This is a genomic window from Streptomyces paludis, assembly GCF_003344965.1.
GTDB classification, from domain to species: Bacteria; Actinomycetota; Actinomycetes; order Streptomycetales; family Streptomycetaceae; genus Streptomyces; species Streptomyces paludis.
The window spans coordinates 7,802,053-7,825,661 of sequence record NZ_CP031194.1 but is presented as its reverse complement, the minus strand read 5'-3'; the positions used below and the strand labels follow the sequence as shown (position 1 = coordinate 7,825,661).

At 73.9% G+C, this 23,609-nt stretch carries 3 protein-coding genes (1 of these 3 running past the window's edge); all 3 read right to left on the bottom strand.

Translation table 11 applies throughout. The annotated features are described in order from the left end of the window. Positions 1–49 precede the first annotated feature (49 nt). Tightly spaced (at most 37 nt apart), the 3 genes in view from DVK44_RS34000 to DVK44_RS33990 form a layout consistent with a single transcriptional unit that may run on beyond the window. Complete coding sequence (locus tag DVK44_RS34000; protein WP_114664456.1) at positions 50–6,022, bottom strand: type I polyketide synthase; 5,973 nt, start codon at positions 6,020–6,022, stop codon at positions 50–52. A gap of 37 nt (positions 6,023–6,059) precedes the next feature. Continuing rightward, a complete protein-coding gene (locus DVK44_RS33995; protein ID WP_114664455.1) occupies positions 6,060–11,429 on the bottom strand; it encodes a type I polyketide synthase in 5,370 nt (1,789 codons plus the stop codon). A 15-nt stretch (positions 11,430–11,444) separates the two neighbouring features. After that, positions 11,445–23,609: the end of a type I polyketide synthase gene (locus DVK44_RS33990; RefSeq protein WP_228447487.1), read on the bottom strand. It continues 15,537 nt past the right edge of the window; only the last 12,165 of its 27,702 coding nucleotides appear in the window; its start codon lies off the right edge, out of view — the gene reads right to left on this strand; it ends in the stop codon at positions 11,445–11,447.

The window sequence follows — 23,609 nt, the reverse complement described above, 5'->3', positions numbered from 1 at the left end:
TCGTGGCCCGGCGGAGTCCCCGAGGTCCTGAACGGCCGCGGTAGCCGGGTCACAGTGTGGCCAGCCACTCCTTCATGACCGTCGCCGTGACGTCGGAGTCCCGCTGCGCCAGTGAGAAGTGGTCGGCGTCGATCGTGCGGACCGTCTCCGCGGGGACGAGCAGTTTCTGCTGCGCGTGTTCCACACTCGCGTCAGGCCCCCCGAGGAGGGGCACGCTGCATCGGACCAGCAGTCTCGGCGAGGTCATGGGCCGGATCTCCAGGGTGGACATGTGGTCGAGATAGTGCGTCATCGCCGACAGCCGGTTGCTGTCCACGGAAACAGTCGGCGTGTCCATCTCGCTCATGAACCTCCTGGCCAGCTGCCGGTAGTCGACGCTGTCCGCGGGGTCGTGCAGCAGGCTGAGCGTGTCAAGCATGATCACACCGTCGGCACGTACACCCCACACGGTCTCCAGGAGTCCGGCCACCGCGACGGCCAACGCACCACCCGAAGAGTGGCCCACCAGCACGAACGGGTCCCCGTCACCGGCCTGCAGCACACACTCCGCGACGACCCGTGCGATAGCCCCGGCCGAGCCCGGCAGACGCTCCCCCGCCGCGAACCCGACCAGCGGCAGCGCCTGCACACCACGGTCCCCGCGGAAGTGGGCGGCGATGCGCGCGTACTGGTGTGCGCCGCCGACCAGCACGGGCGAACTGATGCAGATCAGCTTCGGCTTGGTCGGCCCGTCCGCGAGGGTGACGGGCGCGGGCAGCGCCTCCAGTTCGGCAGGCTCCTCGAACAACGGCCGAGTGACGGCTACTGCCCTAAGCAGCTGCCAGCCCTCGTCGACCTTGCCGGCCCGGACCGCCTCGAAGTACAGCTTGCCGACCGTGTCTCCGGACTGCTCGGATGTGGCCGGCGCGCCGGGATCGACATGGCCTGCGAGCTGACCACGCAGCCAGCGGGCCAGTTCGGCAGGGGACTTGTGGTCGAGCACGACCGTGCTGGCCAGCCGGAGGCCGACCGTGTCGGCGAGCCGGTTGCGCAGCTCCACCGACATCAGCGAGTCGAAGCCGGCTTCCAGGAAGTCGTGCTCCGGGTCCACGTCGCGGGCGTCGGCGTGGCCGAGCACGGCCGCCGCGTAGTCGACGACCAGCTCACACAGCACCCTCTCCTGGTCGGCGGCGGAGAGCCCGCGCAGCCGGTCACGCAGCGTCGAGGCGGACACCTCGGACGCGTCAGCGGCGGCGCGGCGGCGCGGCGCCCGCAGCAGCCCGCGCAGGAGCGGGTGCGTGGCGGGTCCGCCCTTCGCGCCGGGCTTCACCGCCAAGGGTACGAGCAGCGCCTCGTCGGTGGCGGTCGCGGCGTCGAACAGGGCCAGGCCCTGCGCCGCGGTGAGCGGCATGGAACCCGCGTTCGCCATGCGCCGCATTTCGGCCTGCGACAGCGTTTCCGTCATGCCGGAGTCCTGTGCCCACGCGCCCCACGCCAGCGAGAGCGCGGGACGCCCGTCGGCGCGGCGCCGGGCCGCGACGGCGTCCAACGCGGCGTTGGCAGCGGCGTAGTTGCCCTGGCCGGCGCTGCCCATGACTCCGGAGAGCGAGGAGTACAGCACGAACGCGTCCACGTCGCCGACGAGTTCGTCGAGATACTGCGCCGCTTCCACCTTGGGCCGCAGGACGGCCGCCAGCCGCTCCGGCGTCAGCGTGGTGATCACGCCGTCGTCCAGCACGCCCGCCGTGTGCACCACCGCCCGGACCGGGTGCTCGGCGAGCAGCGCGACCACCGCGTCACGGTCGGCCATGTCGCACGCTGCCAAGGTGACGTCGGCGCCCTCCTCGGCCAGCTCGGCTGCCAGCTCCCGCGCGCCCGGGGCCTCCGGGCCGCGCCGGCTCACCAGCAGCAGCTTGCGCACGCCCCGTTCCAGCACGAGGTGCCGGGCCAGTACGCTGCCGAGGCCGCCGGTGCCGCCGGTGACAAGGACGGTGCCGGCCGGGTCCCATGCCCTGGGTTCCGGCACGGCGCCGAACTTCACCAGCCGTGCGACGGCGGCCACACCATCGGTGAGGACGGCCTGTGTCTCACCGTCGTCCAGCAGGCCGGGCGACGCTGCGACCAGCCGACGTGACGCTTCCGTGTCATCGACGTCGAGCAGCAGGAACCGGCCCGGGTTCTCGGACTGCGCCGCCCTCACCAGACCCCACACACCGGCAGCGGGCACGTCCGCACCGGCCATGGCACCGGAGGTGACCAGCACGAGCGGCACCTCGTCGGCACGCTCGTCAGCAAGCCAGGACGTGAGGAGACCGAGCGCGGAAGCCGTTGCCTCCCGCACAGAAGCGCCCCCAACGGCCGCGAGCACGGAGTCCGGCCGCATGGCCAGCACGGAGTCCGCGGTGTCGCCGTATCCGACGACGTCACAGCCGGCACGCACCAGCGCGTCACCGAGGCCGGCTTCGTCGGCGCCGAGAACCGCCCAGCGCCGGCCCGTCCTCGGGGCGACGTCGGCCGGCGTCCAGTCGAGGCGGAAGAGCCAGTCGGACTCCGGCCGCACCGGCGCGGCGGCGACGGGCTCACGCAACGTCAGCGACGCCACAGACACCACGGGACGGCCGGTGGCGTCGACCGCCGTGATGGACACGGCATCGCCCCCGAGGGACGTGATCGCCACGCGCAGCAGCGCCGGCCCGGAGGCGTGCAGCGACGCACCCTCCCACGAGAACGGCGCCAGCACGCGGCCGGCTGCCTCCGGCAGGAACGCCACCGCCTGCACCACCGAGTCGAGCAGCGCGGGATGCACACCGAAGTCCGCGGCGTCCCGGACCGAGTTCGGCAGCGCCACTTCGGCGTACACGCTCTCGCCGGCCCGCCGGACCTCGCGCAGGCACCGGAACGCCGGACCGTAGCCGGCGCCCTCGTAGTGCGCGCCGATGTCGAGGGATTCGGCGTCACGCGGCGGCCACACCACGGTCGCGCCGCTCGCACCGCCGGTCGTGAGGGTACCGGTGGCGTGGAGCAGCAACTCGCCGCCGACCGAGTCCGGCCGGGAGAACACACCAACACTGCGGCGGCCCCGGTCGTCGGCTGCGGCCACCCGTACCTGCACCGCGACCGCGCCGCTGTCCGGGAGGCCGAGAGGGACCGCGACAGTCAGTTCCTCCACGGTGTCGCAGCCGACCTCGTCGGCCGCTCGGAACGCCAGCTCCAGGAAGGCGGTGGCCGGGAGTACGACGCTCCCGGCCACGACGTGATCGGCGAGCCACGGATGAGTCCGCAGCGACAGCCGTCCGGTCAGCAGGACGTCACCGTCGGCCAGTTCGACGGTCGCGCCGAGCAGCGGGTGCGCCACCGGGGCGAGACCGGCCCCCGTGACGTCGGCCGCGGCGGAACGGGCCTCCGGCCAGTAGCGGACGTACTGGAAGGCGTAGGTCGGCAGGTCCACCGGCCGCGCCGACGGCAGCACCGCGCGCAGATCGACGGCGACACCCTTGGTGTGCAGGGCGGCGAGCGCGGTGACGGCGGACTCCTCCTCCGGCCGCTCCCGTCGCAGCATCGCCACCGTGGTCCTGTTCCCAGGCGTCGCTGAGATCATCGCGGACAGTGTGCCGTCGGGTCCCAGCTCCAGGAACGTCGTCACACCGCCCTCGGCCATAGTGGTGACGGTGTCCGCGAACCGAACCGGCTCCCGGACATGCCGCACCCAGTAGCCGGGATCGGTGGGATCGCCCGAGACAAGGCCGATCACCGGCCGCGCGAACGTGATACCGGTCATGGCTTCGGCGAAGCCGTCGAGCATCGGGTCCATCAGCGCCGAGTGGAACGCGTGCGACACCGGCAGCCGTTTGTGCTTCCAGCCGTTCTCGGCCGCCAGCGCGGCGACCCGCTCCACCGCCTCCGCCCGGCCGGCGACGACGGTCGCCGCCGGCCCGTTCACCGCGGCGACGGTCGCGTCCGCGCCGAGCACGGCGGCCACATCTGCCTCCGCCGCCGACACGGCGAGCATCGCGCCGCCGGCCGGCAACGCGCCCATCAGGCTCGCCCGCGCGGTCACCAGGCGGCACGCGTCCGGCAGTGACAGGACACCGGCGACGTGTGCGGCGCTGACCTCACCCAGCGAGTGCCCGCCAACGAAGTCCGGCCGCACGCCCCACGACTCCACCAGCCGGTAGAGCGCCACCTCCAGCGCGAACAACGCCGGCTGCGACCAGCGGGTGCGGTGGAGGACGTCGGCGTCCTCGCCCCACATGACGTCGCGTACCTCGGCACCCAGCTCCGCGATGGCGGCGTCGAACGCGTCCGCGAAGACGGGGAACCGCTCGTACAGCCCACGTCCCATGCCCAGACGCTGCGAGCCCTGTCCGGTGAAGACTATGCCCAGCCGCCCGCGCGTCACCACGCCGTCGGCGACGCCGCGCCCCTCGCCGCCGGCGGACCACGCCGACAGCGCGTCGGCCAGACCGTGCCTCGTGCGGCCGGTGGCGACCACGCGGTGCTCGAATTGGGTTCGCGCGGCCAGCGCGGCCGCGACGTCCGCCACGTGCGGGTCCGGTTCCCGCTCGACGTGCTCCACCAGCATGGCCACCTGATCACGTAGGGCCGCGGCGGTCTTCGCCGACACCGCCCACGGGATCACCGTGTCCTCCGGCACGCTCGCCCCGGTGTCCTGCGTGGGCGCCTGCTCCAGGATCGTGTGCGCGTTGGTGCCGCTCACGCCGAACGACGACACGCCGGCCCGGCGCGGACGTCCGGTCTCCGGCCACGGCGAGGCGGTCGTCACCAGCTCGACCGCGCCCTGGGTCCAGTCCACGTGGGAGGAGGGCGCGTCCACATGCAGTGTCCGCGGTACGACACCGTGCCGCATCGCCATCACCATCTTGATGACGCCGGCCGCACCGGCCGCCGCCTGTGTGTGGCCGATGTTGGACTTCACGGAGCCGAGCAGCACCGGCCGCTCACGGTTCTGGCCGTAGGTGGCGAGCAGGCTCTGCGCCTCGATCGGGTCGCCGAGCCTGGTGCCGGTGCCGTGAGCCTCGACCACGTCGATATCGCCCGCGGACAGGCCGGCACTCGCCAGGGCCTGCTCGATCACCCGCTGTTGTGAGGGTCCGTTGGGAGCGGTGAAACCGTTGGACGCGCCGTCCTGGTTGACGGCGGAGCCACGGACCACGGCCCAGACCGGGTGGCCAAGCCGCCGCGCGTCGGACAGCTTCTCCACGACGAACATGCCGGCGCCCTCGGACCAGCCCGTGCCGTCGGCGGCGTCCGCGAACGCCTTGCAGCGCCCGTCGGACGCGAGCGCGCCCTGGCGGGTGAAGCCGGCGAACCTGAGCGCGGTCGACATCACCGTCACACCGCCGGCCAGCGCGAGGTCGCACTCCCCCGCCCGCAGCGCCTGCGCCGCCAGATGGAGAGCCACCAACGACGACGAGCAGGCGGTGTCCACCGTGACCGCGGGGCCTTCGAGGCCGAACGTGTAGGACAGGCGCCCGGCGATGGCACTGGCCGCGATGCCCGTGCCGGCGTGCCCTTCCGCGTCCTCGCCGGAGTTCAGCACCAGCGACGCGTAGTCCTGCCCGTCGGTGCCGGCGAACACCGCGGTGCGGCTTCCCCGCAGCGACGCCGGATCGATACCGGCCCGCTCGAACGCCTCCCACGACGTCTGGAGCAGCAGCCGTTGCTGCGGGTCCAGCACCACGGCCTCGCGTGGCGAGATCCCGAAGAAGCCCGCGTCGAATCCGGCGACGTCCCGCAGAAAGCCGCCGCGCAGGGTGGCACTGTGGCCGGGGCCGTCGCCGGCCAGCAGATCCATGTCCCAGCCACGGTCGGCGGGGAAGGGCACGATTCCCTCACCGCCGTCGGCGACCAGCTCCCACAGTTGCTCGGGCGTCGTGACGCCGCCCGGGAAGCGGCAGGCCATCCCGACGATCGCGACAGGCTCGTGGTGGCCCGACTCGGCCTCCTCCAACCGGCGCCGGGTCCGGTGCAGATCGGCCGTCACCCATTTCAGGTACTCGACCAGCTTTGTGTCGTCCGCCATCGCGAATGGCTACCTTTCCGTCCGGGATGAGTGGGGTTCAGCGGTCGTTGAGCCGGCCGAGCTCGTTGTCGATGAAGGCGAAGATCTCGTCGGCGCTGGCCGAGGAGATCTGTTCCGTGACGGCCTCGCCGTCGGGCTCGGCACCGGGGGTGGCCCACTGCGCCGCGAGGCCGCGCAGCCGAGCGGAAATCCCGGCGCGGGTGATCGGGTCGGGGTCGGCGCCCGCCAGCGCGGACTCCAGCCGGTCCAGCTCGGCCAGCGGGTTCGGGCCCTGCGCCTTGGCGGTCGTGCCACCGCCGAGCCGGGGCAGCAGGTGGGCGGCGAGCACGGCCGGGGTCGGGTAGTCGAACACCAGCGTCGCGGACATCCGCAGCCCGGTGACCGTCGCGAGCCGGTTGCGCAGTTCGACGGCGGTCAGCGAATCCATGCCCAGGTCGCGGAACTCGCGGTCGTCGCCGATGCCGTCCGTGGAATCGTGCGCCAGCACCGCCGCCACCTCCGCACGCACCAGGTCGAGGACGAACCGTGTCCGTCCCTGCTCGTCCAGCCCGGCGAGCCGGTCCACGGCGGGCACCGCCGGAGCCGCGTCGGCCGACGGGCGGCGGCGTTCCGTGCGTACCAGACCGCGCAGGAGCGGATGGTGTGCGGCGCCGCGGGCGCCGGCGTGCACCGCCAGTGGTACGAGCACCGGTTCGTCGGTGGTGACGGCCGCGTCGAAGAGCGCGAGCCCCTGCGCCACCGTGAGCGGCACGGAACCGGAATCCGCCATACGCTTGACGTCGGTCTCGGTCAGCGCACCGGTCATGCCGGCGTCCTGCGCCCATGGCCCCCACGCCAGCGACAGCGCGGCCTGACCGGCCGCGTGCCGCTCCCTGGCGAGTGCGTCAAGGGCGGCGTTGGCTGCGGAGTAGTTTCCCTGGCCGGGGCTGCCAAGCGTGCCCGCGACGGAGGAGAACAACACGAACGCCGCGAGGTCGTGGGTCAGTTCGTGCAGGTGCCGGGCGGCGTCCGCCTTGGGCCGTAGCACACTGTTGAGCCGATCCCGGGTGAGCGTGGTGACGACACCGTCGTCCAGCAGACCCGCGGTGTGTACGACGGCGGTTACCGTACGCCCGTCGAGCACGGCTGCCAGGGCGTCGCGGTCCGCGACATCGCAGGCGACGATGTCGACGTCCGCGCCGTGCCCGGTGAGTTCGGCCGCGAGTTCACTCGCGCCGGGCGCCGCGGGGCCGCGTCTGCTGAGCAGCAGCAGCTTTCGCACGCCGCGCTCCGCGACGAGGTGCCGGGCCAGCACGCTGCCAAGGCCGCCGGTGCCGCCGGTGACAAGCACCGTACCGTGCGGGTCCCAGTCGAACGGCCGCTCCCCGCCGGTGAACCGGACCAGCCGGCCGACCTTCACGGTGCCTTCCTCAATGACGGCTTGGGTCTCTCCCGCCGCCACGAGTTCCGGCACCACCGCGAGCAGAGGCCACTCGTCGGCGGAGGCGTCGAGCAGCACGAAACGTTCCGGGTTCTCGAACTGCGCGGTCCGCACCAGGCCCCACACACCGGCGGCCGGAGTGTCCGCCCCGGACACAGCGCCGTCGGTGACGAACACCAGCGGCACCTCCTCGGCACGCTCGTCGGCGAGCCACTCCTGCACCAGGCCGAGCGTCCGCGTCGTCGCGTCGAGCACGGAAGCTCCTGCGACCGGGGCGAACACCACGTCCGGGCCGGCTGCGAGCGCGGCGTCGATGGTGTCGTACCGCGCCGCGCCGGGAAGTCCGCCCGGCTCCGCGCCGAGCACCGCGAAGGTCCCGGTCACCGGCCGGGCGGCGAACGGTGTCCAGTCGACACGGAACAGCCAGTCGGGACGCCGCGTCGTGTCCCGCTCCGACGGCGCGCGCAGCACCAGCTTGCCGACCGTCACCACAGGTCGGCCCGTGCCGTCCACGGCCTCGATCGCGACGGCCTCGTGACCGCGGCGCGAGAGCCGCACGCGCAGCGCGGTGGCGCCCGTGCGGTGCAGGGCCACGTCCTCCCACGAGAACGGCAGCACACCGCGGCCGCCGTCCGCCGACTCGACCCAGCCGACAGCGTGCAGCACGGCGTCCAGCAGCGCCGGGTGAATGCCCGTACGGTCCGTGCCACGGGCCTCGGCGGGCAGCGCCACCTCCGCGAACGCCTCGCCGTCGCGCCGCCACACCGCGCGCAGGCCCTGGAAGGCCGGTCCGTAGTCGCCGCGGTCGTAGAAGCCGGACAGGTCGACCTGATCGGTGCCGGGCGGCGGCCACGCCGCCGCGAAGTCCATGGCGGCCCGCGGGGTTCCGGTGCCGAGCGTGCCCGCGGCGTGCTGGAGCCACTCGCCGGCGTGCTCGGCGTCGCGGGAGTGGATACCCACCGGCCGCCGGCCGTTCTCGTCGGCCGGGCCCACCCGCACCTGGAGGGCGACGGCGCCATGCCGGGGCAGCTCCAGTGGCACCGAAAGGGTCAGCTCCTCGACGGCGTCCGCGCCGGTCTCCTCAGCCGCGCGCAGCGCCAGTTCGGCGAATCCCGTGCCGGGGAAGAGGGTCCGGCCCCGGATGACGTGATCCGCCAGCCACGGCTGGACGGCTGTCGAAAGCCGGCCGGTGAGCACCACGCCGCCGTCGCCGGCCAGTTCCACGGACGAGCCGAGCAGAGCGTGGCCGAGCGCGGCCTGCCCGAGGGACGCGGCGTCGCCGCCGGCCCCGGCGCCGGGCCAGAACCGGGAGCGCTGGAACGCATAGGTGGGCAGGTCCACCGGACGAGTGCCGAGCTGCTCGAAGAACGTGTCCCACGCCACGTGCTCGCCGCGTACGAACAGGCTGGCGAGCGCCGTCACCACGGTGGTCTCCTCGTCGCGGCCAACGCGCAGTACGGGGATGGTGGTGACGCGGTCCGGCGCGGCGTCCTGGACCATGGCGCACAGCGTCGCGTCGGGGCCCAGTTCCAGGAAGGTCGTCGCACCGGCGGCGACCAACGCGCCCACACCGTCGGCGAACCGTACGGGCAGGCGCACGTGCGCCACCCAGTAGGCGGCGTCGCGAATCCGCGCGGCCTCCGCGACCGTGCCCGTCACGGAGGAGACCAGTGGGATCTCCGGCTCGCCGAACTCGATTCCCGCGATGGCGTCGGCGAAGTCACTCAGCATCGGATCCATGTGCGGCGAGTGGAAGGCGTGCGACACGGTGAGCCGTTTGTGCTTCCAGCCACGTTCGTCGGACGCCGCGGCGACGCGCTCGACCGCGTCCCGGTCCCCGGCGACGACCACGGCCGTCGGGCCGTTGACCGCCGCCAGCGATACCGTGGCGTCGAGCAGTGGCGCGATCTCGGCCTCGTTCACCGCCACGGCGAGCATCGCCCCGTCGGCCGGCAGCGCACCCATCAGCACAGCGCGGGCGGCGACCAGCCGGCACGCGTCGGAGAGGCTCAGCACCCCGGACACGTGCGCGGCGGTGATCTCGCCGAGCGAGTGGCCGGCCACGAGGTCGGCCCGCACACCCCAGGACTCGACGAGCCGGTAGAGCGCCACTTCGACGGCGAACAGCGCCGGCTGGGACCAGTGGGTGCCGTTCAAAGTGTCGGCGTCCGCGCCCCAGACGACCTGACGGACCGAGCCGGGCAGGTGCCGGTCCAGTTCGGTGGCGGCCTCGTCGAAGGCCGCGGCGAAGGCAGGGAACCGGGCGTGCAGGTCACGGCCCATACCGAGCCGCTGGGAGCCTTGGCCGGTGAACACCACGGCCAGCTTCCCGGTGCGGGTGGCGGTGTCCGACACCACACCCGGCACGGGGTCGCCCGATGCCCACGCCGAGAGTGCCGACGCGAGTTCCCCGGTGCCGCGGCCGACGGCGGCGACACGGTGTTCGTGGGCGGTACGGCCGGTGGCCAGCGTGGCGGCCACGTCGACGGCGCTCGCCGTCCCCACGTTCCCGGCCAGCCGTACGACCTGGTCCCCCAGCGCGGGAAGCGTCCGGCCGGACACGAGCCACGGCACCACCGCGTCGCGGACCGGGCTCTGCCCGGCAGGCGCCGGCGGGGGCGCCTGTTCCAGGATTGTGTGCGCGTTGGTGCCTGAGATGCCGAACGAGGAGACGGCGGCGCGGCGCGGCCGTCCCGTCCGTGGCCAGGGCGTGTCGTCGGTCAGCAGCTCGATCGAGCCCGTCGACCAGTTCACCTGGGAGGACCGGTTCCGCGCGTGGAGGGTACGCGGAAGCACGCCGTACCGCATGGCCTGGACCATCTTGATCACGCCGGCGACGCCCGCGGCGGCCTGCGTGTGCCCGAAGTTCGACTTCACGGATCCCAGCAGCAGCGGGGTCTCCCGGTCACGGCCGTAAGTCGCCAGCAGCGCCTGCGCCTCGATCGGGTCGCCCAGCCTGGTGCCGGTGCCGTGCGCCTCCACGGCGTCGACATCGTTCCCGGTGAGCCGGGCGTTGGCCAGCGCCGCGCGGATCACCCGCTGTTGCGACGGCCCGCTCGGCGCCGTGAAACCGTTGGACGCGCCGTCCTGGTTGATCGCCGAGCCGCGTACCAGCGCGAGGACCGGGTGGTTGTTACGGCGGGCGTCGGACAATCGCTCCAGCAGAAGCATGCCGACGCCCTCGGCCCAGCCGGTGCCGTCGGCCTCGTCGGCGAACGCCTTGCAGCGCCCGTCCGGGGCGAGCCCGCCCTGCTTGGAGAACTCCACCAGCGCGCCCGGCGTGCTCATCACGTTCACACCGCCGGCCAGCGCCAGCGTGCACTCGCCGGCCCGCAGTGCCTGCGCGGCCCAGTGCAGCGCGACGAGCGACGACGAACACGCTGTGTCCACCGTGACCGCCGGCCCCTCCAGCCCGAGGGTGTAGGAGAGCCGGCCGGACATCGCGCTGGCCGCGATGCCGGTGCCCACCTCGCCCGTGCTCTCCGCCGGAGAACGCACCATCAGATACGCGTAGTCCTGGCCGTTGGTGCCGACGAACACACCGGTCCGGCTCCCGCGCCGCGATGCCGGGTCGATCCCGGCCCGTTCGAACGCCTCCCACGAGGTCTCCAGCAACAGCCGCTGCTGTGGGTCCATCGCCAGCGCTTCCCTCGGCGAGATGCCGAAGAACGCGGGGTCGAAGTCGGCGGCCTCCGGCAGAAAGCCGCCGAGCAGTGTGGTGTCGCCGCCGCCCGCCAGCTCCCCGATGTCCCAGCCGCGGTCGGCGGGAATCGGAGCGATGGCATCACCGCCCGCGGCGACCAGCCGCCACAGGTCCTCGGGCGACGCGACGCCGCCCGGGAACCGACATGCCATGCCGACGATCGCGATGGGCTCGGTGGCAGCCGAGACCAGCCGCTGGTTCTGCGCGCGCAGCCGCTCGTTCTCCCTCACGGCCGTACGCAACGCCTGGACGACCTTGTCGGTGCTGTCCTTGGCTGTAGTCACCGGAATTTACCCTCCTCAGTCGAGCGTCAGGTCCGACGAGCTGTTCAGCGCGGCTCGGACCAGGTCGTCCACGGTCATCTCGTCGACGTCGATCCGGTTGGCGTCGTCGTCCTCGCTGGATTCCGCGAGTCCGTCGCCGCGGCCGGCCAGTTGCAGCAGCGGCTCCAGTACACCTATCTCGCGGAGCCGGCCGAGCGACACGGAGGCGAGCAGCGCGCGAACGGCCGTTTCGTCCCCGTCGGCCGGCCCCCCGCCGCTCTCCCCGTCGAGCCGGAACTCGTCGAGCAGATACGCGGTCATCGCCGCGGGCGAGGGCTGGTCGAACACCAGCGTGGACGGCAGTGTCAGCCCGGTCACGGCGGTGAGCCGGTTGCGCAGCTCCACGCCGCTCAGCGAGTCGAAGCCCATGTCCCGGAATACCTTGTCGGCTCCGACCAGCTCGGCGTCGGCGTGGCCGAGCACCGCGGCGGCACTGTCCTGAACCAACCGGAGCACTTCCTCCCCGCGCCGCACCGGAGTCAGGCCCGCGAGCCGAGTCAGCAGTTGCGGCGCCTGCTCCCGCTGCTGCTCCGGGGCGTTCGGATGCCCGCCTCCGGGCAGTTCCTGAAGCAACGTCCGCAACCGGGAGCCCGTGGTGCCGCGGAGGAACGCCGCGGCGGTCACCTGGGCCACCACCGCGGTCGCGGCCGGCTCCGCGACAAGCTGCCGCAGCGCCGTCACGGCGAGAGCGGGCTCCATCGCGCCGACGCCGGTGCGCCGCGCGCCCTCGTCGGCGTGTGCGCCGGCGGCCATGCCACCGCCGCCCCAGGCACCCCACGCGATCGATGTGGCCGGCAGGCCCTTCGCACGACGCTGGTCGGCCAGCGCGTCGAGCACCGCGTTCGCGGCGGCGTAGTTGGCCTGGCCGGGGTTTCCCACCGTGCCGGACGCGGACGAGAACAGCACGAACGCGGTCAGGCCGAGACCGCGTGTCAGCTCGTCGAGCAGCAGCGCCGAGGCCACCTTGGCACGGAACACGTCCTGGAAGCGTTCCGGTGTCAGCGCGTCGACCACCCCGTCGTCGAGTACACCCGCCGTGTGCACGACCGCGGTCAGCGGATGCCCGGCCGGGATGCCGTCCAGCAGCGCGGTCAGGCCGGCCCGGTCGGCCACATCGCACGCGGCGATGGTGACACGTGCCCCGAGGCCCTCCAGCTCCGCGCGCAGTGCGGCGGCGCCGGGCGCGGCCTCGCCGCGACGGCTGGCGAGCAGGACGTGGGGCACGCCCTCCGCGGCGAGCGACCTGGCGACGTGCGCGGCCAGAGCGCCGGTGCCACCGGTCACCAGGACCGTGCCGTCGGGCGACCACAGACGGTCCGGACCGGACGCCGGCGCCGCGACGAGCCGCCGACCGAACACCGCGCCCGGCCGCACCGCGACCTGATCCTCACCGCCCTCGCCGCACAGGGCTCCCGGCAGTCGGGCCGCCGTGGCCCCGTCCAGAAGCGGCGGCAGGTCCACAAGACCGCCCCAGCGGTCGGGGTGTTCGAGAGCCACGATGCGCCCGAGACCCCACACCGCCGCCTGCACCGGGTGCGCCGGCGGCTCACCCGCCTGCACCGACACCGCACCCCGCGTGGCGCACCACAGCGGGGCGGTGATGCCGGCATCGCCGAGGGCCTGCACGAGCGCCGCGGTCAGCAGCACGCCGTTCGGCACCGCGCCCACCATCGTCTCGTCCAGCGCGAGCAGCGAGAGAACGCCGGCGAACCGTATGCCGTCCGTCCGCTCGCGCAGCCGCGCGGCCACGTGCTCGCGGTCCGTGTCACCGCTCTCCACGAGGACGGTGTTCGGGCCGAGTGTCCCGATCACCTTCTCCGCCCAGGCGTCGCGGGCCGGACCGGCCGGCAGCACCGCGAGCCATGGGCCCGTGACGGCGCCGCGGCGCCCTGCGAGGGGGCGCCACGCGATCCGGTGCCGCCAGCTGTCGACCGTGGCCTGTCCGTCCTTCTCCCGCCGCCAGTCGAGTAGCTTCGGCATGACCTTCGCCAGCGCCTCGCCGTCGACGTCGAGCAAGGACTCCAGGGAGTCGAGGTCGGTCTCCGCGACGGCCTCCCAGAAGCGCTCGTCGTCGCGTCGGACAGCGGACACCGCCGTGGCGGCCGGCACCTCCGGCCAGAACCTCTCGTGCTGGAAGGGGTAGGTGGGCAGTCCGATCCGGCGAGCACCGGCGTGCACCCCGGCCCAGTCGACACGGACGCCCCGTGTGAAGAGAGTGCCGAGCGCGGCGGCCAGCGCCGCGTCCTCGTCCCGGTCCCGGCGCAGCGAGGCGACCGCGACCGGGCCTGCGCCACTCATCGCGATGGTGTCCTGCGCCATCGCGGTGAGCACACCGTCCGGACCGATCTCCAGGAACGTCGTCACGCCACGCGCCAGCAGGGTCCGTACGCCGTCGGCGAACCGGACCGAGTCGCGGACGTGCCGGACCCAGTAGGCCGGATCCGCGATGAGGTTCCCCGGCTCGACGACCTCGCCCGTGAGTGTGGACACCAGCCGTGTCGTCGGGGCGTGGTAGGTCACCTGGCGGGCCACGCTCTCGAAGTCGCCGAGCATCGCGTCCATGTGCGGGGAGTGGAACGCGTGGCTGACGTTGAGCCGCTTGGTCCTGCGTCCCCGCTCCGCGAAGTACGCGGCCACCGCGTCCGCGGCGGCGGCGTCGCCGGCGATCACCACTGCCTCGGGGCCGTTCACCGCGGCGATGGACACGGCGTCGGTGAGCAGCGGAGTCACCTCGTCCTCGGACGCCTGTACGGAGACCATCGCGCCGCCGGTCGGCAGCGCCTGCATCAGCCGTCCGCGGGCCGCGACCAGCGCCGCCGCGTCGGCCAGCGAGAACACGCCGGCCACGTGGGCCGCGGCCAGCTCGCCGATGGAGTGCCCGGCCAGGAAGTCGGGCTTGACGCCCCAGGACTCCACCAGCCGGTACAGGGCCACTTCCAGTGCGAACAGCGCGGTCTGGGTGAACTCCGTCCGGTCGAGGGCGCCGTCCGTGCCGAACCACATGACGTCACGCAGCGGGCGCGCCAGATGGGGATCCAGCGCCGCGACGACCGCGTCGAACGCCTCCGCGAACACCGGGTACAGCGCGTGGAGGCGGCGGCCCATGCCGACGCGCTGCGAGCCCTGCCCGGTGAAGAGGAGCGCCACCGCGCCGCTGCCGGCGCGATCCGTGAGCACGGCCGGCGACCGTGTGCCTTCGGCGAGGGCGGTGAGCCCGGCCCGCAGGGCACTGGTGTCGGCCGCGAGCACGGCGGCGCGCCGGTCGAACACGCCGCGGGTGGTACCGAGGGAGAATCCCAGGTCCGGCAGCGAGGTGAGGTCCGTGTCGAGAAGACGGCGGGCCTGGTCCCGCAGTGCCGCACCGGTCACCGCGGACAGCGGCACCGCCAGCATGCCGTGCGGACGCTCGGGAGCCGTCTCGGTGGCGACGGGCGGCGCCTGCTCCAGGATCAGGTGCGCGTTGGTGCCGCTGGCTCCGAAGGACGACACCGCGGCGCGGCGTACCCGGTCGTTCTGCGGCCAGGCCGTCGGCTCGGTGACAAGCCGCACCGAGCCGGACGACCAGTCGACGTGCGAGGACGGCGTGTCGGCGTGCAGGGTGCGCGGGAGCATGCCGTACCGCATGGCCAGCACCATCTTAATGACACCGGCGACACCGGACGCCGCCTGCGTGTGGCCGATGTTGGACTTCACGGAACCGAGCAGCAGCGGGGTCTCCCGGTCACGGCCGTAGGTCGCCAGCAGCGCCTGCGCCTCGATCGGGTCGCCCAGCCTGGTGCCGGTGCCGTGCGCCTCCACGGCGTCCACGTCGGACGGCGCCAGGCCGGCCGCCGCCAGCGCCCGGTGGATGACCCGTTGCTGCGCGGGGCCACTCGGCGCCGTCAGGCCGTTGGAGGCACCGTCCTGGTTGATGGCCGAGCCGCGCATCACCGCGAGCACCTCGTGGCCGTTGCGTCGCGCGTCGGACATCCGCTCCAGGACGATCATGCCCACGCCCTCGGCCCAGCCGGTGCCGTCCGCGGCCTCCGAGAACGCCTTGCAACGGCCGTCCGGCGACAGCGCGCCGAGGTCGGTGAACTCCACGAAGTTGACCGGCGTGGACATCACCGCCACACCACCGGCGAGTGCCAGGTCCGTCTCACCCGAGCGCAGCGCCTGAGCCGCCAGATGCAGCGCGACCAGGGACGACGAGCACGCCGTATCCACCGAGACCGTCGGTCCCTCCAGGCCGAAGGTGTAGGCGAGGCGGCCGGACAGCAGGCTCGCGGACTGAGCGGTCTGCCAGTCACGGCCGTCCGCGACGGGCCGGTAGTCGCCGCTGATACCGCCGACGTAGACGCCCGCGTCCGAGCCGCGCAGCCCGGCCGGGTCGACGCCGGCGCGCTCCAGCGCCTCCCACGCCGATTCGAGCACCAGCCGCTGCTGCGGGTCCATGATGACCGCCTCGCGCGGCGAGATACCGAAGAACGTCGGGTCGAAGTCGGCCGCCTCGGACAGGAATCCGCCGCCGCGCGCCACCGTGCGCGAACTCCCCTCCGGTCCGGCCTCGAACAGTCCGGCCAGGTCCCAGCCGCGGTCCGTGGGCATGGGCCCGATGGCGTCGGTGCCCGCCACGATCAGCTCCCACAGCTCTTCCGGCGACCCGACACCACCCGGGTAGCGGCAGGCCATGCCGACGATGACCACCGGGTCGTCGTCAGCGACGGCGGCTCGCGCCGGCGCGAGCCGCTCGGTCCGCTCGCCGAGCAGCTCGGCCAGCAGATGGCCGGCCAGCGCGGCGGGCGTCGGATGGTCGAAGACCAGCGTGGCCGGCAGCGCCAGCCCGCTCAACTCGCCGAGCTGGTTGCGCAGGTCGACCGCGGTCAGTGAGTCGACGCCGAGATCCTTGAACGGCAGGTCCGGCTCGATCGCCGTGCCGGCCGCGTGACCGAGCACAGCCGCCACCCGGTCGCGGACCAGGGTGCGCACCTCATCCGCGCGGTCCTGCCCGGGCAGGGCCAGCAGGCGGTCGCGCAGACCATGTGCCACCGGTTGCGCGACGGCGGCCTCGGGCAGCTCGGCGAACAGCCTGCTGCGCCGGTCGCGGGTGAACGCGGGGGCGAAGGTCTCCCATTCCACATCGGCGACCGTCACGTCGACCGCGCCGCCGAGCACACCGTCCAGAGCGGTGAGGGCACGACCGGGCTCCATGGCCGGCAGGCCGTTGAGCTGAAGGTGCCGTGCCATCCCGTCGTGCTCGCTGCCGACCCAGGCGCCCCAGAACACCGCGACGCCGGCCAGGCCGCGGGCCCGGCGCTCGGCGGCGACGGCCTCGTGCCGGGCGTCGGCGGCGGCCTGCTCGCCCCTGTCCCGTACTCCCCATGTGCCGGCGACCGAGCCGAACAGCACAAACGCGTCGAGCGGGGTGTCGTGCAGCAGCGCGGCCAGGGCGTCGGCGCCCGCGTCGCCCGTGACGAACACCGCCGAGACGGTGTGCTCGGCGAGCAGCGCGGCCAGCGCGTCCGGGTCCTCGGGGTTTACGTCGGACACCGTGACCGGTACACCCAGGTCGCCGGGGTCACCGCCGAGCAGCAGCAGGCCGGGCGCGCCCCGGTCGGCCAGCCAGCTCGCCACACGAACGCCTTCGGGGGTGTCGGCGCCGGTGACGAGCACCGTGCCGGTGGCGGTCCACCGCGCGTCAAGTCCCTCGGCTCGCACCAGCCTGCGGGCCAGCACGCCGTGATCGCGCACGGCGGCCTGGTCCTCCGCCCCGCCGAGCGCGGCCTTGAGGTGCTCGGATGTGGTGGTGGTCACCGGGCCGTCCAGGTCGACCAGGCCGCCCCAGCGGTCGGCGTGGTCGAGTGCCTCGACGCGGCCCGCGCCCCACAGCGCGGCCCGGGCGGGTACGGGCCGCTCGCCGTCGACGACGGCGACGGCGCCACGCGTCACGAGCCACACCGGCAGGCCGCTCTCCCCGAACGCCGTCACCAGCGCCCGGGGCCAGGCACCGTCGGGCACGTCGTCGCCGTCGGTGGCGGCGAGCAGGGACACTATTCCGGCGAAACCGCCGGTCGCGGGCAGGTCCGCGCCCGGCACGACAGGCACCGCGTCCAGTGCCGCCACGGCGGAGGCCACGGTCCCGTCCGCCTCCCAGCCGTTCGGCACGAGCGCCAGCCACCTCCCGCTGCCGGGCTCCTGACGGACGGGTCGCCATGCGACTCGGTAGCGAAGGCCGGCCGTGGCCGCGCGGTCGCGTCGGCGGCGGCGCCACTGTGACAGCGCCGGCACCACCGCGGACAGCTCCATGCCGCCGAGATCCAGGGTCGACGCCAGTGTGTCGAGATCCGCGCGGTCGACCGCCGCCCAGAACTCCGCGTCCACGGGGTCGGTCGCGGTCGTGTGCGCCGCGGTCGGCCAGAACCGCTCGCGCTGGAACGCGTAGGTGGGCAGGTCGATGGCGTGTGCGCCGCTGCCGGCGAAGAATGCGGTCCAGTCGACGTCGATGCCCCGTGTGTGGAGTCGGGCCAGCGCCGTGACGGCCGCGCGTTCCTCGCCCCTGTCGCGGCGCAGCACCGCCATGGCGGTCGCCTCCGCGCCGCGATCCCGCACGGTCTCGGCCGCCATCGCGGACAGTACGCCGTCCGGGCCGAGTTCGAGGAGCGTCGCCACTCCCGCGTCGAGCAGCGTCGACACACCGTCGCCGAAGCGCACCACCTCGCGTACGTGCTGGACCCAGTACTCCGGCGTGGCCAGCTCATCTCCGGCGATGCCGCCGGACACATTGGACACCACCGGGATCCGCGCCCGGTGGAAGGACAGGCCCTCGACCACCGCGCGGAACTCGGCCAGCATCGGGTCCATCAGCGGTGAGTGGAACGCGTGTGACACCCGCAGCCGACGGGAGGTCGCGAACCGCGCCGCCAGATGGGCGACGGCGTCCGTCCGGCCGGCGACAACCACGGCCCGGGGCCCGTTCACGGCCGCGATGCTCACGCCGTCGACGAGGTGGGCGCGGACCTCGTCCTCGCCGGCCTCGATCGCCGTCATGCCGCCGCCGGCCGGCAGCGCGGCCATCAACCGCGCCCTGGCCGACACCAGCGCTGCCGCGTCGGTCAGCGACAGCACACCGGCGACATGCGCGGCCGCGATCTCACCGACCGAGTGCCCGACGACAAAGTCGGGCCGTACACCCCACGACTCAACCAGCCGGTACAGTGCCACCTCCACCGCGAACAGCGCCGGCTGCGCGCGTCCGGTGTCGTTCAGGGCGTCGGCGTCCGAGCCCCACATCACGTCGCGGACGCCGGGCTCCAGCTCGGCGACCACCGCGTCGAAAGCCACCGCGAACGCCGGGAAGCGTGTGTACAGCTCGCGCCCCATGCCCAGCCGCTGCGAGCCCTGTCCGGAGAACATGACCGCGAGCGAGCCTCCGCCGTGTGCCACGCCGGTCACCGTCTCCACGACACCGGCCGCGGTGGACAGCAGCACCGCCCGGTGCGCCAGGTGGGCGCGGGTGCTGACCAACGACCATGCCACGTCGACCCGTTCGTGTCCGGTCGCGAATGCCTCCAGCCGCCCCCGCTGCGCGTCCAGCGCCTCGCGGGTGCGGCCGGACACCGGCCACAGCACGATGTCGGGGCTGACGGAGCCGGCGACAGGCTCCGCCTCCGGGGCCTGCTCAATGATCACGTGCGCGTTGGTGCCGGAGATACCGAACGCCGAGACTCCGGCCCTGCGCGGACGCCCGGTCTCCGGCCACGCGACCGGGTCGGTGACCAGTTCGATCATGCCGGCCGACCAGTCGATGTGCGAGGACGGTGTGTCCGCGTGCAGGGTCGGCGGCACGGTGCCGTGCCGCATCGCCAGCACCATCTTGATGACACCGGCGACGCCCGCGGCGGCCTGCGTGTGGCCGAAGTTCGACTTCACCGAACCGAGCAGCAGCGGTGTCTCACGGTCCCGGCCGTAGGTGGCCAGCAGCGCGTGCGCCTCGATCGGGTCGCCGAGCGCGGTGCCGGTGCCGTGCGCCTCGACCGTGTCCACGTCCCGTGTGGTCAGACCGGCGTCGGCGAGCGCGGCACGGATCACTCGCTGCTGCGAGGGGCCGCTGGGCGCGGTCAGGCCGTTGGAGGCACCGTCCTGGTTGACGGCGGTGCCACTTACCAGGCCCAGTACGTGGTGACCGTTGGCCCGTGCGTCGGACAGCCGTTCCAGTACCAGGACGCCGACTCCCTCGGCCCAGGCGGTGCCGTCCGCGTCGTCGGCGAAGGAACGGCACCGGCCGGTCGGCGACAGCCCGCCCTGGGTGGTGAACTCCATGATCGAGTCCGGTGTGGACATCACCGACACACCGCCCGCCAGCACGAGCGAGCACTCGCCGGATCGCAGCGCCCGTGTGCCCCAGTGCATCGCGACCAGGGACGACGAACAAGCGGTGTCGACGGTGACAGCCGGGCCCTCCAGGCCCAGCGTGTACGACAGCCGGCCGGACAGGACGCTCGCCGTGTTGCCGGTGGCCGCGTGACCGTGCACATCCTCGGCGGCGGTCCGCAGGACGGCCAGATAGTCCTGCCCGTTGGTGCCGACGAAGACGCCGGTCTGTGAGCCGCGCAGAGCCGTGGGGCTGATGCCCGCGCGCTCCACCGCCTCCCACGCCGTCTCCAGCAGCAGCCGCTGCTGCGGGTCCATCGCCATGGCCTCACGCGGCGAGATACCGAAGAGCGGCGCGTCGAAGTCGGCCGCGCCCTGGAGGAAGCCGCCCTCCATCGTGGCCGAAGCGCCCGCCGCGAGGGCGGCCAGGTCCCAGCCGCGGTCCGTGGGGAACGTTCCAATGCCGTCGTCTCCGCCGGCGACGAGTTCCCACAGGTCCTCCGGCGAGTTGACGCCGCCCGGAAAGCGGCAGGCCATGCCGACGACGGCGATCGGTTCGTCGTCGACGGGGCGCGTCGCGACCGGGGCCACCGGCACGGCCGTGTCCCCGAGGATCTCGGCGAGCAGGAAGTCCGCCAGCTCCGCCGGCGTCGGGTAGTCGTAGACGAGCGACGCGGGCAGCGTCGTACCGGTCGCAGCGGCCAGGCCGTTGCGCAGTTCCAGCGTCGTCACCGAGTCGAAGCCCAGATCGCGGAACGCGCGGTCGTGCTCGATCCGGTCCGCGCCGGAGTGCCCGAGCACGGCGGCGATCTGCCCCCGCACCAGCTCCAGCAGCACCTTCTTGCGGTCGCTCTCCCGGCGGCCCGCAAGGCTCGCGCGCAGTCCGGACTCGGACGGGCGCTCCACGGCCGGGCTCATGCGCAGCGCCTTGACCTCCGGCAGGTCCTGGACCAGCCGGGCCGGCCGCGTCGACGCGAACGCCGGTACGAACGCCGCCCAGTCGACGTCCGCGACAGCCACCGCCACATCGTCGAGCTCGACCGCCCGTCGCAGCGCGTCCACACCTGTCCGCGAGTTCAGCGGCTCGAATCCGCCGCGCCGGACACGTGCGGCCAGCGCGCCGTCGGCGACCATGCCCGCGTCGGCCCACGGACCCCACGAGATCGAGGTCGCGACCCGGCCCTGTGCCCGCCGCCACTCCGCGAAGGCGTCCAGCCAGGCGTTCGCCGCGGCGTAGTTCGCCTGCCCCGGCGCCCCGATCGTGCCGGTGGTGGACGAGAACAGCACGAACGCGTCGAGTTCCAGCCCCGCAGTGAGTTCGTCCAGGTTCCGGGCCGCTGCCGTCTTGGCGTGGAACACGGTCGCGAACGACTCCGGTGTGAGCGCGTCCAGTACGCCGTCCGCCAGCACGCCCGCCGTGTGGAAGACGGCGGTCGGCGTGAGGCCCGCGAGCAGGGCGGCGAGCGCCTCGCGGTCGCCGGCGTCGCACGCGGCGATGGTGATCCGCGCGCCGAGTGCCTCCAGTTCGGCGCCGAGGTCCGCGGCGCCGGGCGCGTCCGCGCCGCGCCGGCTCGCCAGCACCAGATGCTCGGCGCCCGCCTCGGCCAGCCAGCGGGCGACATGCCCGGCGATGCCGCCGGTGCCGCCCGTGATGAGCACGGTGCCACGCGGGCTGTACGGCTGCCCGGCACCCGCGGCGGCGTGGGCGAGTCTGCGGGCGAACGCGCCCGCCGCGCGCACGGCGACCTGGTCCTCACCGGCCGCGGCGAGCACACCGCCCAGCCTTCGCGCGGTGACGGTGTCGAGTCGGGCCGGCAGGTCGATCAGGCCGCCCCAGGTCCCGGGCCGCTCCAGAGCCGCGACCCGGCCGAGGCCCCACACCGCGGCTTGGGCCGGGTCCGGGACCTCGGTGCCGTCAACCGCGACGGCGTCGCGCGTGACGCACCACAGTGGCGCGGTGATCCCGGCGTCGCCGAGCGCCTGTACGGCAACTGTGGTCAGGACCAGGCCCGCGGGCACCACACCGTCGCCGGAAGCGGCGGCCGACAGCAGCGACACCACGCCCGCGAAGCCGCCTCCGGCGGCCTGGGCGCGCAGTGTGTCGGCGAGCGCGGCCCGGTCGGGCTCCGCGACGTCGAGCCGGAGGGTGTGCGCGCCTGCGGCGACAAGACCGCCGATGGCCGCGGTCACCCACTCCGAGTCGCCGGGCGCCAGCACCAGCCAGGTGCCATCGAGCCGCGTGGAGCCGCTGGGCAACGGGGCCCAGCCGACGCGGTAGCGCAAGGAGTCCACGGCGGACTCCTCGTCGCGGCGGCGGCGCCAGGTGGACAGCGCCGGCACCATCGCCGAGACCGTCTCGGCGGGCAGATCGAGGTCGGCGGCGAGGGAGTGGACGTCCGCCTGTTCCACGGCCGCCCAGAACGCGGCGTCCACGGTGTCGCCGGGCCGCGGCACCGGGTCGGTGTCCGGCTCCGGCCAGAAGCGCTCGCGCTGGAACGCGTAGGTCGGCACGTCGATCCGGCGGGCGCCGCTGCCCGCGAAGTACGCCGCCCAGTCGACGGAAACGCCGTGCACGTGCAGGGTCGCCATCGCCGCGGCGATGGCGGCGGCCTCGGAGCGGTCGCGCCGCAGGGACGCCACGACCGCGACACCGTCCTCGGGCAGGTTCTCCCGCGCCATTGCGGTCAGCACCGCGTCCGGGCCGAGTTCCAGGAAGGCGCGGACGCCCTGGGCGGCCAGCCAGGTGACGCCGTCGGCGAACCGCACCGCGGCGCGCACGTGCCGCACCCAGTACTCGGGGTCGCAGACCTGTCCGTCGGTGACCGGCTCGCCGGTCACGTTGGACAGGATCGGGATGCGCGGTGGCCGGTAGGTCAGCGTCGTCGCGACCCGGCGGAAGTCGTCGAGCACCGCGTCCATGCGCGGCGAGTGGAAGGCATGGCTCACTCGCAGCCGCCGGGTGCGGTACCCGTCGGCCTCGAAGCCCTCGGCCAGCGCCAACACCTCGTCCTCGTCCCCGGCGATCACCACGGACTCCGGACCGTTGACCGCCGCGACGGACACGCGCCGCTCGTCCAGGCGCGGCGCGACGACCGCCTCGGACGCCCGTACGGAGACCATCGCGCCGCCCTGGGGCAGCGCCTGCATCAGCCGTCCGCGCGCGGCGACGAGTCTGGCGGCGTCGGCCAGCGTCAGCACGCCGGCGACGTGTGCGGCGGCCAGCTCACCGACCGAGTGGCCGGCGAGGTGGTCGGGCCGCACGCCCCAGGACTCCACGAGCCGGTAGAGGGCCACTTCCATGGCGAACAGCGCCGGCTGGGTGTGGGCGGTGCGGTCCAGCTCCGTGGTGTCGTCCGCCCACATCACGTCCCGCAGCGGGCGGTCCAGCTCACTGTCGAGGTGCAGCAGCACCTCGTCGAGGGCGTCGGCGAACACCGGGAACCGCTCGTACAGTTCACGGCCCATGCCGCCGCGCTGCGCGCCCTGGCCGGTGAACAGGACGGCCAGACCGCCTCGTTCCGCCGAGCCGCGCACCACCCCTGCGCCGGGCGCGCCGTCCCGCACGGCCGTCAGGCCACGGCCCAGCTCAGCCAGGTCCGTCGCGACAACGGCGGCTCGGCGCTCGAACGCCGAGCGGCCGGTCGCCAGTGACGAGGCGAGGTCGGTCGGGTGTGTGCCGGGACTCGTGCGCAGGAGGTCGAGCAGGCGGCCGGCCTGCCCCCGCAGCGCGGCATCCGTCCGTCCGGAGAGGACGACCGGGATCACGCCGCCGGCGCGCGGCGGGTCCGTCTC

Excerpts from the sequence above, each read along its gene's own strand:
- DVK44_RS34000 (WP_114664456.1), bottom strand. The coding sequence starts at position 6,022 with ATGGCGGACGACACAAAGCTGGTCGAGTACCTGAAATGGGTGACGGCC.